Genomic DNA, 12,778 nt, shown 5'->3' with positions numbered 1-12,778 from the left:
CTGTCAATGAAAAAACATACGCTTGTTTTAAAAGCGCGTTGGAGGGCGCCTGGTGGCGGTTTGAGCACTGGCTCCCGGCAAGCCCCGTCGGTATGCTTGGGCAATCCGCGCCTGGCGCACTGCATTTGTAAGGAGAACCATGGATTTTTTGGCCGAATACGCGAGCTTTCTGGCGAAGACCGTCACTCTGGTGGTCGCTATTCTGGTGGTACTGATCAGCTTCGCGGCCCTGCGTAGCAAAGGTCGTCGCAAATCCGCCGGTCAATTGCAGGTCAGCAAACTCAATGATTTCTACAAGGGTTTGCGTGAACGCCTGGAATCGACGCTGCTCGACAAGGACCAGCTCAAGGCCCTGCGCAAGTCCGAAGGCAAGGCCGAAAAGAAGAAGGGCAAGCAGAAAGCCGAGGCCAAGCCACGGGTGTTCGTGCTGGATTTTGATGGCGATATCAAGGCGTCGGCCACCGAGAGCCTGCGCCATGAAATCACCGCTTTGTTGAGCCTGGCCACGCCGAAGGATGAAGTGGTGCTGCGCCTGGAAAGCGGCGGTGGCATGGTCCACAGCTACGGCCTGGCTTCGTCGCAACTGGCGCGTATCCGCCAGGCCGGCGTGCCGTTGACCGTGTGCATCGACAAGGTGGCGGCCAGCGGCGGCTACATGATGGCGTGCATCGGCGAGAAGATCATCAGCGCACCGTTTGCCATCCTCGGCTCCATTGGCGTGGTAGCGCAGTTGCCAAACGTCAACCGTCTGCTGAAAAAGCACGACATCGACTTTGAAGTGCTGACTGCCGGTGAGTACAAACGCACCCTCACGGTGTTTGGTGAAAACACCGAGAAGGGCCGCGAGAAGTTCCAGGAAGACCTGGACATCACCCATCAACTGTTCAAGAACTTCGTCTCGCGTTACCGCCCGCAGTTGGCGATTGATGACGTCGCGACCGGAGAAGTGTGGCTGGGTGTTGCAGCCCTCGACAAGCAACTGGTCGATGAGCTGCAAACCAGCGATGAATACCTGGCCACCAAGGCCAAGACCGCCGAGGTGTTCCACTTGCACTATGCCGAGCGCAAGAGCTTGCAGGAGCGCGTAGGCCTGGCGGCCAGTGGTTCGGTGGACCGCGTGCTGCTGACCTGGTGGAGCCGGTTGACCCAGCAGCGATTCTGGTAAAAATGATCAGCGGTGCGCAGGTTTCATCGAGGCCTGTTGCACTGCTGGTATGGGGTTTTTCATTAATATCCCCACCACCAGCGCCCCCAGCAATCCCAACAACCCCGCCACCCACAGCACGCCACTGAACCCACCCACAAACGCCTGCCGTGCCAGCGGCTGCACCAACAGCCGTGCCGACTCCGGCAACAACCTCATCGCCGCTGGCATATCACCCGCGACTACGCGTGAAGCAATGCCGTTAACCTGAGCCCGCCATTGTGTGTCGATGCTTGCGCTCAACAACTGTTCGCTATGGCTGCTCAATAATGCCCCATACACACCGACCGCCAACATGATCGCGCTGAAGCGCATGGTGGTGCTCATACCGGACGCCATCCCGGCACGGTCTCGCGGCACGCAGGCCATGATGTTTTTTTGCGTATCGCCATTGAGCAGACCTGCCCCGGCCCCTGTCACCGCAATCGCCAAGGCAAAGGGCAGGTAACCCCCCACGTTTACCGCCCAGGCGCTCAAGAGGTTGCCGCAGCCCACCAGGGTCAAGCCGGCCGCCATCATCGTTGCTGGCGCGAAACGCCCCGCCAGGCGGGCGCCAATGCGTGGGCAGATCAACATGGTCAGCGCAAACGGCAGCATGCCCAGGCCCGAGGCGATCGCGGAGAACCCCAGGCCGTTCTGCAGGTAGAACGGCAACAAGGTCATCATCACCTGGGCACAGCCGGCGTAGGCGAACATGCCCAGCAAGGCTCCGATAAACCGCGGGTGACGGAACAGTTGCAGGTCGACCATGGGGCGCTGTTGTACACGTTCGACGACGACAAATACGCCCAGCAAGGCCGCGCCGCCTATGAGCCGGGCGTAGGTCAACGGGCTGTCCCAGCCGATGCGATTGGCTTCGATCAAACCCCAGATCAGGCACAGCAAAGCGGCGCTGAAGGCCAGGCTGCCCCAAGGGTCGAGTCGCGCCGACTGGGTATCGCGGGATTCCTCAATGGCGCGCAGCACCAGCGCCATCAGCCCCAGGCCCACCGGCAAGTTGAGATAGAAAATCCAGCGCCAGCCCAGGTACTCGGTGATCAAGCCGCCCAAGGTCGGCGCGGCGGTCATGGCCACACCCATGCACGCGCCCCAGAAGGCCCAGGCTTTTGCCCGTTCCACGTCGTCATGGAAGGTGTGGCCGATGGAGGCGAGCGCCGAGGTCAATAGCAGGGCGGCGCCGACGCCTTTGATCGCGCGTGCGATGTCCAGGAACACAGCGTTGGGCGCTGCGCCGCAGCCCAGGGAGGCCAGGATAAAAATGCTCAGCCCCCAAATCAGGGTCTTCTTGCGGCCAAAGCGATCGGCGATGCTGCCGGCGGGCAACAACAGTGCGGCAAAGGCCAGCATATAGGCGCTGACGACCCACTCGATGTCGGCAAAGTTCGCCCCCAGGTCGCGGGCGATGCTGGGCAGCGTCACGGCGACGATGTTGGTGTCGAGCACGATCAGCGAGCAAACGCCGGATGCGGTCAGCAGTGTGAGGCGTGGACTGATCCGGCTCATGGTTGAATTACCTTGCAGGCAATACGAAGAAGGCGGTTGACGGGCATCGCAAGGGCTCTCTAGTGTTCAGGTGCTGTGAGCTTATTCCCTCCCGGCAATGTCTTTGTTAGTCGCCGTGAAGCACTTCATTACCTTTGAGCTAATGCTGTTATGGATATTCGTCATTTTCGCTATTTCCTGGCCGTTGCCCGCCAGCGCAACTTCACGCGGGCCGCGGAGCACTTGGGCATTGCGCCCCCGACGTTAAGCCGTCAGATCCAAGACATGGAAGCGGCGCTGGGGACGCGTCTGTTTGTCCGCCAGCAACGCGAAGTCAGCCTGACCGAAGCTGGTGCTGCCTTATTGATCGAAGCCGAGGCTACCGTGCGCCAGTTCGAGTTCGCCCAGCGCAATGCTCAGCGCGCCGGACGTGGCGAGATCGGCCATATCGAATTGGGCTATGTGGCGTCGGCGGTGTATTCGGGCCTGTTGCAGCGGCAAATGCAGGCGTTCGGCCAGGCGTTTCCGGATGTGAGCGTGAATGTGCGCGAATGTGCGATGGCGACGTTGCCTGGCGCGGTAGCGGACGGGCGTGTCGATATCGGTTACATCCGCTCGCCCATGACGCTGCCGGAGGGGGTCGAGGCGGTGCGCCTGGACAGCGAAGGGTTTGTCTTGGCGCTGCCCCAGGACTCCTGGCTGCTGGGGCTCAAGGCCATCGGTTGCAAGCATTTGGAGAACGAGACATTCATCTTGCCGGAGCAAATCAGCGGCACCTTGCAGGTGGCCGCGCAAGGTGGCTATGCACCGCGCCTGGGGCCGCAACCCGGTGGTTTGGTGGCGGTGGTGGCGCTGGTGTCACTCGGGCAGGGCGTGGCGGTGGTGCCGGCGTCCATGGTGGGGCATGTCAGTTTGCCAGGCGTGGTGTACCGCAGCATTCAGGGCGTTGACGCATCGTCGTGGCTATCGCTGATTCACCGGCGCTTCGAAAAAGCGCCGGCGGTCGCGCGGTATATCCAGCAGGTCAAGCAGACAGTCGCGTCTGCACCGAATCGGCCAGACGCGTGAGGATCAGGCAGCACGACACCGCGCCGGCATCCAGCACGCCGAGGGAACGTTCGCCCAAGCGACTGGCGCGGCCGATCTTGGCCACCAGGTCCTTGGTCGAGTCGCGGCCCTGTGACGCGGCGGCCTTCATCGCATTCAGAGCGTCGCTGAAGGAGGCCCCTGAGGCATGCTCGCGCTCAAAAGCTTCAACCGCCGGGATCAAGGTGTCCATCAGGCATTTATCGCCCACACCCGCGTCCGTGATGTCCTGCAACGAGGTCAAGCCGCCGCGCAGCAAATGAGCAAAGGTTGCGGCGTCGATGTCATCACTGCTGCGCACTTCATCGGCCATGCCGATAAACAGGCTGCCATACAAAGGCCCCATGGAGCCGCCGATGCCTTCCATCAAGCTGAGGGTCAACTCGTCGAGCGCCTCGGCCAGGGTCAGTTGGCGTCCTTCAATGGTGCGCCCGCAATGGGCGAAGCCCTTGGCCATGTTAATGCCGTGGTCGCCATCGCCGATGGCGCCGTCGATTTCACTGAGGTATTCGCGGTTGGCGACGATCACGCTGACCAGGTCGCTGACGATGGCGTCGCCGTCACGGGTGGAAAAATGCTGGCTCATAGTTTACTCCGCCTGGGTCATGCCGATGGAGCGGCAGGGTTGATCGATCAGGGTGGCAAGCTCTGCGTCGAGGCCGAGCAGGGTCAGGGTCACGCCCATCATTTCCAGGGAGGTGAAGTAGTTGCCGACGTAGCAGCGGTGAATCTTCAAGCCTTTGGCCGTGAGTTGTTTTTCGACCTCGGCATAGAAAACATACAACTCCATGACCGGCGTGGCGCCCAGGCCCGAGACCAGTACCACCACGCTGTCGTCCTGGCCGAAATCACGGTCGGCGAGGATCGGCGCGAGCATGCGTTCAGCCATGGCGGCAGCCGCTTCGATCGGGATCACCTCGATGCCCGGTTCGCCATGATGGCCGATGCCCAGCTCCATCTGGCCGTCAGGGATCTGGAAGTTCGGCTTGCCCACTGCTGCAATGGTGCAGGGGGTCAGGCCGATACCAATCGAGCGGCAGTTATCCACGGTTTTCTGTGCGACCCGGATCACCTCGTCCAAGTCGTAGTGCTGCGCGGCAGCAGCGCCACCGATCTTCCACATGAAGATCTCCCCGGCCACGCCACGGCGCTTGGCAATCTCGGCCTTGGGGGCGGACGCTACGTCGTCGTTGGCGACCACCGTGCGGATGCGCATGTCTTTGCTGGCGGCCATTTTCATCGCCAGCTTCACGTTCATGTTGTCGCCAGCGTAGTTACCGTAAAGGCAGGCCACGCCTGCGCCATGGTCGGCGGCGCGGAAGGCGTCGAAAAAACTCTTGGCGGTGGGTGAGGAAAAGATCTCACCGACCGCCACGGCATCCACCAGGCCCGGACCGACATAGCCAAGGAAGGCCGGCTCATGGCCCGATCCGCCGCCAGTGACAATGCCCACGCGGCCAGGCGCAGAAGGCTTGGCCTTGACGATCACGCGTGGGTTGGTCTCGAACTGGCGCAGTTCGGGGTGCGCGACCAGAATGCCGCGCAGCATGTCCTCGACCACCTGGTCCGGATCGTTGATGACTCGATTCATAACGCGGGTTCCTGTGTTCTTTTTATAAGGAATGGGCGGTTCAAGGTTCCAATACCACTTTGAGTGACTTGTCTCCACGCTCCATGACGGCAAAGGCTTCCTTGAAGTCCGCCAGCGCAAATTTGTGGGTCACCACGTCGCGCATGTCGATCTTGCGGTTGCCGATAAAGTCGATGGCACGTGGGTACATATACGGCCCCAGGTGTGAGCCGAGAATGTCGAGTTCCTTGCGGTCACCAATGATCGACCAATCTACTGTGGCCTCGTCATTGAACACACTGAATTCGACGAAACGCCCCAGTTTTCGCAGCATTGCCAGGCCCTGGTTCACTGCCTTGTGGTGCCCGGTGGCTTCGATATAGATGTCGCAGCCATAGCCGTCGGTGATCTCGCGGATCTTCGCCAGCACGTCCACCTCGGCCGGGTTCCAGACTTCGTCGGCGCCCATGCGCAGGGCCAGGGCGGCGCGTTCGGGTTTCATGTCCAGCACGATGAGCTTTTTCGGATTGCGCAGGCGCACGGCACCGATGATGCCCAAGCCCAGGGTGCCGGCGCCGGCGACCACCACGATGTCGTCGTGGTCGACATTGGCGCGTTCCGCCGCGTGCAGCGAGCAGGCTAGCGGCTCGATCAAAATCGCTTCGTCGGGGGCAATGGACTCCGGCACTGTGTGGATGATGCCTTCCTTGGTGAAGATCATGTACTGGGCCATGGCGCCCTGCACATTGTTCTGGAAGCCATACAGGTCGTGCTTCTGGCACATCCAGTATTGGCCGTGGTTGCAGAAGCGGCAGCCCCAGCACGGCACGATCTGTTCGGAAATCACCCGATCACCGACCTTCACTCCGCGTTTTTCTGCACCTGGGCCCAGGGCAACCACGCGGCAGACGAATTCATGGCCGGGGATCATCGGCGGCTTCACGTAGCGGGGTTGTTCGGCGTCACCCCAGAACGACGGGGCGCCGCGATAGGTCTTGATGTCGCCCATGCAGATGCCGCACAACTCGACTTTGGTGAGGATTTCATCGGGGCCGGGCGTAGGCACGTCGACGGTTTCCAGGCGGTAATCTTCCGGGCCATGGCACACCACGGCCTGCATGGTTTTCGGGATGACTGGGGACAGTTGTTCGGGTGTGCGTTCGGTAACGGTGGACATGACAAAACCTCACGACAAGAAGATGAATTACTGAATGCTGTAGCCGCCGTCGATCACCATGTTGGCGCCGGTGATCATCTGCGCCGCATCACTGAGCAGGTACAACGCCAGCCCGGCGATTTCTTCCGGCTGGGCAAAGCGGCCCGCCGGGATCTGCAACTTGGCCTTTTCACCCACGTCACCCGCCCAGGCTTTCTTGCCCAGGGCTGTCTCCACAATGGTCGGGGAGATGGCGTTGACGTTGATGTGGGGGGCCCATTCCATGGCCAGTACTTTGCTCATGCCGACAATCGCGGCCTTGCTGGCGCAATAAGCGACGTGCCGGTCCAGGCCGATCACGGCGGCCTGGGAGGCGAGGTTGACGATGCGTCCGCTGCCTTGGGCGAGCATGTGCCGGGCGCAGGCCTGGGCCACGAAGAAGCTGGCCTTGAGGTTGATGTCCAGGGTGGTGTCCCAGGCGCTTTCGCTCACGTCGATGGCCTTGTCCAGCAGTACCACGCCGGCGCTGTTGATCAGGTAATCCAGGCGTTGGAAGTGTTCGAAAACCGTGTCGATGGTGGGTTGTATCTGGCCGATCTGGCCGAGGTCGACGGCAATGCCCAGATGCCCGGCGCCCAGGCTGGCGGCTACCTCGACCACTGCCGGCTCACGGTCCAGCAGCGCCACGCGGGCGCCGCGTTCTACCAGCAGGCTGGCACAGGCCAGGCCGATCCCGGCAGCGCCACCGGTAATCACCGCGCAACGGCCGGTGAGGTCGAAGGCTTGGTTCCAGAATCCAGACATGAATGACTCCATTTTTGAAAACGGTGGAGATCCAATGTGGGAGCGGGCTTGCTCGCGAAAGCGGTTTGTCAGGGGGTATATCAGTTGGCTGATCCACCGCTTTCGCGAGCAAGCCCGCTCCCACATTTGGAATGCATTTATAGGCCGAAACCGTTATTTGCCGCCGCTGACTTGTTTGTACAGCGCATCGGCGTTGGCATTGGTGACCGGCACCCACGGCAGGATGTAGTTCTTCGCCGTGCCGTCCCCCCATTTCACATCCTTGGCATAGCGCTCCCAGATCACCGACTGCGGCTTGTAGTCCTTGCCGGCCAGTGCACGCAGCGCCACGTCCAGCGCGCCCTGGGACTGGGCCTGGGCGTCTTGCAGGAAGGTGGTGACTTCGTCTTTTTTCGCCGCCTGGATCGCGTCCGGCATACCATCGATCGAGGTGACCGGCACGTCCTTGGAGGTCAGCCCGTGGGACTTCAGGGCCTGCACGGCGCCGAGGGCCATGTCGTCGTTCTGCGCGATCACGCCGTTGATGCCTTTGGGGTGGGCGTTCAACCAGTCTTCAGTGAGCGCCAGGGCCTGGGCGCGGTCCCAGTTGGCGGTCTTTTTCTCGATGATCTTGATGTCCGGGTGTTTGCCCAGCACTTCCAGTTCGCCTTTTTCCCGGTCGATCTGCGCCGACTGGCCAATCGGCCCCTGGATAATCACCACGTTGCCTTTGCCATTAAGTTTGTCGACCATAGCCTGGGCCTGCAGGCGGCCGCCTTCGACATCATCGTTACCCACATACGGCACAGAGGCATCGGCTACTTTCGTATTGGAGGCGATGACCACCACGTCGTTGCTCATGGCCGCCTTGACGGTGCCGACGCCGGCCTTGGTGTCGATCGGTACGAACAGGATGGCGTCGTAGCGTTGGGTCACCATGTTTTCGATCTGGTTGTTCTGGGTGAGGGCGTCGTAGTTGCCGTCGAACACGGTCAACTGCACGGTGCCGTCCTTGACCGCCGGGTGTTCCTTGAGCTCGCGGACCCAGTTCTGCATGAACTGGCCCTTGAGGCCGTAGACGGCTGCGCCGACCTTGTAGGTCTTGCCATCGGCGGCCAGGGCGATACTGCAGGCGAGCAGGGAGAGGGCCGCTGTGGCGGCCAAGGTGGTACCAAGTTTCATGAGTAGAACTCCGGTTATTGTTGTGGGTCGTTCTCTAGCGTTTTTTCTTGCGCCACACGTCGATCAGTACTGCGAACACAATGATCAGGCCCTTGGCGACCTGCTGGTAATAAGAGGACACGCCGAGCAGGTTCAGCCCGTTGTTGATCACCCCGATCAACAGTGCGCCGAACAGCGTGCCGACAATGCTGCCGGTGCCGCCCGACAAGCTGGTGCCGCCGATCACCACGGCGGCAATCGCGTCCAGTTCATAGGACACCCCGGCCTGGGGCAGGGCAGAGGTGGTGCGGGCCGAGAGCACCACGCCGGCCAGTCCGGCGAGCAGGCCCGAGACCACGTATACCGAAAACATCACCTTGCGCACGCCGATGCCAGAGGTGCGTGCGCTCTTTTCATTGCCGCCGACCGCGTACACATAGCGGCCGTAGGTCGTGTAGCGCAGCACCATCCAGAAGATCAGCGCAACCACGGCGAAGATGACGATTGGCACGCCGATCGGGCCGATCTTGCCGATGCCCAGCGCCAGGTAGGCGTCGGGCAGGTCGGTGATCGGGCTGCCATCGTTAAGGATGAAGGTCATGCCGCGCGCAATGCTGAGCATGCCCAGGGTGGCCACGAAGGGCGGGATCGACAGGTTCGCGACCATGAAACCGTTCACCACGCCGAGCATCGCGCCGGCAAACATCCCGGCACTGACCGCCGCCAGCACGCCGTACCCCTGGGTCGCGACCATGGCACTGCACAACCCGGCAAAGGCCAGGATCGAGCCCACGGACAAGTCGATGCCCTTGGTCAGGATCACATAGGTCATGCCCACCGCAAGGATGCCGTTGATCGAGGTCTGGCGCAGGATGTCCATCCAGTTGCGCCAGGTCATGAAGTATTCACTGGAGAACGCCATCACCACGCACAGCAGGATAAACACCAGCGGCAGGCCGAAGCGGTCGAGGGACAGACGCAGGCGATTGCGCGGCGCGGCAGTGACAGGTGCTGCGAGGGTTTTGGCATTCATGAGGCAAGACTCAACAAGGCTTCCTGGGAAAGGGCGGTGTCGGTGCTGATGGTCACCAGCCGGCCGCCCTTGAATACGGCGATGCGATCGCTCAGGTGCAGCAGTTCCGGCGCTTCCGACGACACCACGATGGCAGCGCCACCGCCGCGTACGAATTGGTCGAGCAGGTGGTAGATCTCCTGCTTGGCGCCTTCATCAATGCCACGGGTCGGTTCGTCACACAGCAGGCAGACCGGCTCGGTGGACAGGCATTTGGCGAGCACCACTTTCTGCTGGTTGCCGCCACTCATGGATGCCACCGGCAATTCCAGGGCCGTGGTCTTGATCTGCAGGCGCTTGACCATGTCCTGGGCCAGCTGGGTTTCCTTGCGCGCATTGATCAGCGACCAACTCGAAAGGCGCTTGTAGGCCGACAGGGCAATGTTGGAAAGAATGCTGCCGGTGAGCACCAGGCCACTGTCCTTGCGATCTTCGGTGACCAGCGACATGCCGGCATTGATGGTCGCCTTGGGCAGCCCGATCGGCATGGGCTTGCCTTGCAGGGTGACACTGCCGGAGTCCGCGACCGTCAGGCCATAGATGCAGTTGAGGAACTCGCTGCGCCCCGAGCCCATCAAGCCATAAATGCCGAGGATTTCGCCTTGGCGCAATTGCAGGCTGATGTCGTGGAACTCCCCGGTGCGGCTCAGGTTGTCGACTTGCAGGCACGTGTTGGCAGCGCATTCGCGACCGACCTTGTGGTCGATGCGAGTCAACTCCTGACCGACGATTCCGCGTACCAAATGGTCGCGATCAATGTCCGCCATGCGTCCGCTTTCGACGAAGGCGCCGTCGCGGAAGATGCTGTAGTCGTCGGCGATCTGCGCCAGTTCGCTGAGGCGGTGCGACACATACACAATGCCGGCGCCCCGGGCCGTCAGGCGGCGGATGGCCTTGAACAGGGTTTGCGCCTCGTGTTCGCCAATGGCCGAGGTGGGTTCGTCCATGATCATCACCTGGCAGTCATGGCTGAAGGCCTTGGCGATTTCTACCAGTTGGATCTGCGCGACGCTCAAGCGGTGCATGGGGCTGGTGGCATCGACGTCGAACTCCAGGCTTTCCAGCAATTCGCGGGTGCGCCGGTTCAGAGCCTTGTTGTCGACGATGCAACCGGCGCGGCGTGGTTCTCGCCCCAGCCAGATGTTCTCGGCGACGGTCATATAGGGGATGGGTTCCAGCTCCTGGGTGATCATCGCGATCCCCGCTGCCAGCGCTTCACTCGGGCGGTTGAACTGCACCGGTGCGCCGTTGAGCAGAATGCTGCCGGCGTCACGCTGGGTGATGCCCATCAGGATGCTCAGAAATGTCGATTTGCCTGCGCCATTGCCGCCGCACAGGGCGTGGACGCTGCCGGCCCGCAGAGAGAGGCGCCCGTCACGCAGGGCAGGGACCCCGGCGTAAGCCTTGGCGACGTGTTCAGCCTGGAGCAGTAATGGCGTGGCCATCGGCGTGTCCTCGTGCTGTGAATTCTTATTAGGTCGCACAGTCATGTTTCGCTGTGATCATATGTGTATCAAATGAAATTCTGATCAGTCAATCTCTTTCATGTAAAAGCACTGATTCTCGTCTTGTCCGTCAATAATGCCTTTTTAGGCGCCTTTGACTGGCAGGTCAGTTAAATCATGCTTGACAGTGAGGGGTGGTTGGCGGCGAAATGCCTGAGCGAAATTTCATTGAGTGATCATATGATCAGTCATAAGTACGATCACGGCAGCGGAGCCAGACGCCATGAACACACCTTTCCCGGTGGCTATCGGATGCGATGAAGCGGGTTTTGAGCTCAAAGAGCTGTTGAAGCGCCATATCGAGGCGCTGGGTTACCCGGTGACCGACTTCGGCACCCATTCCACCGCGCCGGTGCTTTACCCCGACATCGCCCTGGCCGTGGCCAACGCGATCAATGCCGGGCAGCAGCGCCTGGGTGTGCTGGTGTGTGGCACCGGGATCGGCATGGCCATTTCCGCCAACAAGGTGCTGGGCATTCGTGCGGCGCAGGCCCATGACACCTATTCGGCGGAGCGGGCGCGTAAGAGCAACGATGCGCAAATCCTGTCCATCGGCGCGCGAGTGATCGGTGCGGAGCTGGCCAAAAGCATCGTCAAATCATTCCTGGAGTCGGAGTTCGAGTCGGCGCGTTCCGGCGCCAAGGTCGAGCGCATCAATGCGATCGAGCGCGACGGGCATCAGTAGTGGACTAAACGGGGCAAGAGTCGGGAGAATGCGCCTTTGACGCCGAAACGGAAGCCCGTCCCCATGAGTGACAGTACCCAGCGCATTGCCAGCGATATCGATCAGATGACCGAAGTGGCAATGCTCTATTACCTTGAGAACGTCACTCAGGAAGCCATTGCCAAGCGCTTTGACCTGTCGCGGGCGAAAGTCAGCCGCTTGCTCAAGCGTGCGCGCGATGAGGGGATCGTCGAGGTGCGCGTGCTGCAGCACCCGGCCATGAACAACGAGCTGGAGCAGGCATTGGTGCAGCGCTTCAAGCTGGACCGCGCCTTGATTGCCGTGGACCACAGCGACCCCGACACCCAGCGCTCGGCCGTTGCCAGTCTGGTGGCCAACTACCTGAACAAGACGCTCAGCGATGGCATGATTGTCGCGGTAGGCATGGGGCGTAACGTCGGCGCAGTGGCGGACAACGTATTCTTGCCGGTGACACGCAATTGCACATTTGTCTGCGCCATCGGTGGTTCGCTCAAGGCCGGCGAATACATGAACCCCGACCATATCTGCCGGCGCCTGGCGCTGCGCTTCGGGGGGGAGAGTGAAAGCTTGTATGCCCCGGCCCTGGTGGCGAACCCGGAGTTGCGCGGGGTGCTGATCAATAACGACACCGTGCGCTCCACGCTGGACCGGGCGCGGCGCGCGGACATTGCGTTGATCGGTATTGGCGACATGAGTGAGAACAGCAACATGGTGCGCATGGGCTGGTTCTCACCGCAGGAAATCGCCCAGGCCCGGTTGTCCGGCACCGTGGGTGACATGATGGGCTATGACTTTATCGACATTCACGGGCAACCTGCGGTTAACGCGATCCAGGGGCGGGTGATCGGGTTGACGGTGCAGGAGTTGTTTCGCATACCGGATGTGGTGGCGATTGCCAGCGAAAATACCAAGGCGGCGGCGACGCTGGGGGCGTACCCGGACGTGCTGTCCTGGTTGATGCAATCCACGCCGCACAGCGAGTTCTTCAACACCCTGGCCGGGGTGCGGCGCATCCTCGAACCGGAAATCGCCGCCATGGCTGCGACCACTGCC

At 61.5% G+C, this 12,778-nt stretch carries 12 protein-coding genes; 4 read left to right on the top strand and 8 right to left on the bottom strand.

All coding sequences use genetic code 11. From position 1 onward, the window contains the following. The first annotated feature begins 139 nt into the window (after positions 1-139). The gene (gene sohB, locus ACP7C6_RS28840) at positions 140-1,165 is read left to right on the top strand and encodes a protease SohB (RefSeq protein WP_010210988.1); all 1,026 of its coding nucleotides are present in this window, start codon (positions 140-142) and stop codon (positions 1,163-1,165) included. Positions 1,166-1,171: 6 nt separating this feature from the next. Here the strand turns inward: sohB and ACP7C6_RS28835 are convergent, their stop codons facing one another. Further along, positions 1,172-2,707 (bottom strand): MFS transporter, encoded by a 1,536-nt coding sequence (locus ACP7C6_RS28835; protein ID WP_426109562.1) that lies wholly within the window; start codon positions 2,705-2,707, stop codon positions 1,172-1,174. A 150-nt stretch (positions 2,708-2,857) separates the two neighbouring features. On the opposite strand from ACP7C6_RS28835, the gene ACP7C6_RS28830 reads away from it, so the two are divergent. Continuing rightward, entirely contained in the window at positions 2,858-3,754 is an 897-nt protein-coding gene (locus ACP7C6_RS28830) for a LysR family transcriptional regulator (protein ID WP_028616434.1), read from the top strand. Here ACP7C6_RS28830 and dhaL read toward each other — a convergent pair. From dhaL to ACP7C6_RS28795, 7 genes are all read right to left on the bottom strand, one after another. Next, positions 3,711-4,358, bottom strand: coding sequence for a dihydroxyacetone kinase subunit DhaL (gene dhaL, locus ACP7C6_RS28825; RefSeq protein ID WP_068938027.1), 648 nt, complete (start codon positions 4,356-4,358; stop codon positions 3,711-3,713). The two genes, ACP7C6_RS28830 and dhaL, sit on opposite strands and share 44 nt — an antisense overlap. A gap of 3 nt (positions 4,359-4,361) precedes the next feature. Next, positions 4,362-5,363, bottom strand: a complete 1,002-nt coding sequence (locus tag ACP7C6_RS28820) for a dihydroxyacetone kinase subunit DhaK (RefSeq protein ID WP_028616432.1) — start codon at positions 5,361-5,363, stop codon at positions 4,362-4,364. 40 nt (positions 5,364-5,403) lie between these two features. After that, positions 5,404-6,519 (bottom strand): MDR/zinc-dependent alcohol dehydrogenase-like family protein, encoded by a 1,116-nt coding sequence (locus ACP7C6_RS28815; protein ID WP_068938029.1) that lies wholly within the window; start codon positions 6,517-6,519, stop codon positions 5,404-5,406. A gap of 27 nt (positions 6,520-6,546) precedes the next feature. Next, positions 6,547-7,302 (bottom strand): SDR family oxidoreductase, encoded by a 756-nt coding sequence (locus ACP7C6_RS28810; RefSeq protein ID WP_236321011.1) that lies wholly within the window; start codon positions 7,300-7,302, stop codon positions 6,547-6,549. Positions 7,303-7,455: 153 nt separating this feature from the next. Then, a complete protein-coding gene (locus ACP7C6_RS28805) occupies positions 7,456-8,463 on the bottom strand; it encodes a substrate-binding domain-containing protein (protein WP_028616429.1) in 1,008 nt (335 codons plus the stop codon). A 34-nt stretch (positions 8,464-8,497) separates the two neighbouring features. Beyond that, entirely contained in the window at positions 8,498-9,475 is a 978-nt protein-coding gene (locus ACP7C6_RS28800) for an ABC transporter permease (RefSeq protein WP_028616428.1), read from the bottom strand. Next, positions 9,472-10,959, bottom strand: a complete 1,488-nt coding sequence (locus ACP7C6_RS28795; RefSeq protein ID WP_426109561.1) for a sugar ABC transporter ATP-binding protein — start codon at positions 10,957-10,959, stop codon at positions 9,472-9,474. Before ACP7C6_RS28795 ends, ACP7C6_RS28800 begins: the two co-directional genes overlap by 4 nt. Before the next feature lie 283 nt (positions 10,960-11,242). Between ACP7C6_RS28795 and rpiB the strand changes: the two genes are divergently transcribed. Continuing rightward, a complete protein-coding gene (rpiB, locus tag ACP7C6_RS28790; protein WP_010210973.1) occupies positions 11,243-11,704 on the top strand; it encodes a ribose 5-phosphate isomerase B in 462 nt (153 codons plus the stop codon). Positions 11,705-11,767: 63 nt separating this feature from the next. Next, a partial coding sequence (locus ACP7C6_RS28785; protein WP_426109560.1) for a sugar-binding transcriptional regulator occupies positions 11,768-12,778 on the top strand: 1,011 nt, incomplete at its 3' end.

This window comes from Pseudomonas sp. TWR1-1-4, assembly GCF_049897165.1.
Classification (GTDB): Bacteria; Pseudomonadota; Gammaproteobacteria; order Pseudomonadales; family Pseudomonadaceae; genus Aquipseudomonas; species Aquipseudomonas canadensis.
The sequence above is the reverse complement of the archived record's forward strand: the minus strand, read 5'-3'. Positions and strand labels throughout refer to the sequence as shown.

Coding starts and splice junctions, on each gene's coding strand:
- ACP7C6_RS28815 (WP_068938029.1), bottom strand. CDS start 6,519: ATGTCCACCGTTACCGAACGCACACCCGAACAACTGTCCCCAGTCATC.
- ACP7C6_RS28830 (WP_028616434.1), top strand. CDS start 2,858: ATGGATATTCGTCATTTTCGCTATTTCCTGGCCGTTGCCCGCCAGCGC.
- ACP7C6_RS28805 (WP_028616429.1), bottom strand. CDS start 8,463: ATGAAACTTGGTACCACCTTGGCCGCCACAGCGGCCCTCTCCCTGCTC.
- ACP7C6_RS28820 (WP_028616432.1), bottom strand. CDS start 5,363: ATGAATCGAGTCATCAACGATCCGGACCAGGTGGTCGAGGACATGCTG.
- ACP7C6_RS28795 (WP_426109561.1), bottom strand. CDS start 10,959: ATGGCCACGCCATTACTGCTCCAGGCTGAACACGTCGCCAAGGCTTAC.
- ACP7C6_RS28810 (WP_236321011.1), bottom strand. CDS start 7,302: ATGTCTGGATTCTGGAACCAAGCCTTCGACCTCACCGGCCGTTGCGCG.
- sohB (WP_010210988.1), top strand. CDS start 140: ATGGATTTTTTGGCCGAATACGCGAGCTTTCTGGCGAAGACCGTCACT.
- dhaL (WP_068938027.1), bottom strand. CDS start 4,358: ATGAGCCAGCATTTTTCCACCCGTGACGGCGACGCCATCGTCAGCGAC.
- ACP7C6_RS28835 (WP_426109562.1), bottom strand. CDS start 2,707: ATGAGCCGGATCAGTCCACGCCTCACACTGCTGACCGCATCCGGCGTT.
- rpiB (WP_010210973.1), top strand. CDS start 11,243: ATGAACACACCTTTCCCGGTGGCTATCGGATGCGATGAAGCGGGTTTT.
- ACP7C6_RS28800 (WP_028616428.1), bottom strand. CDS start 9,475: ATGAATGCCAAAACCCTCGCAGCACCTGTCACTGCCGCGCCGCGCAAT.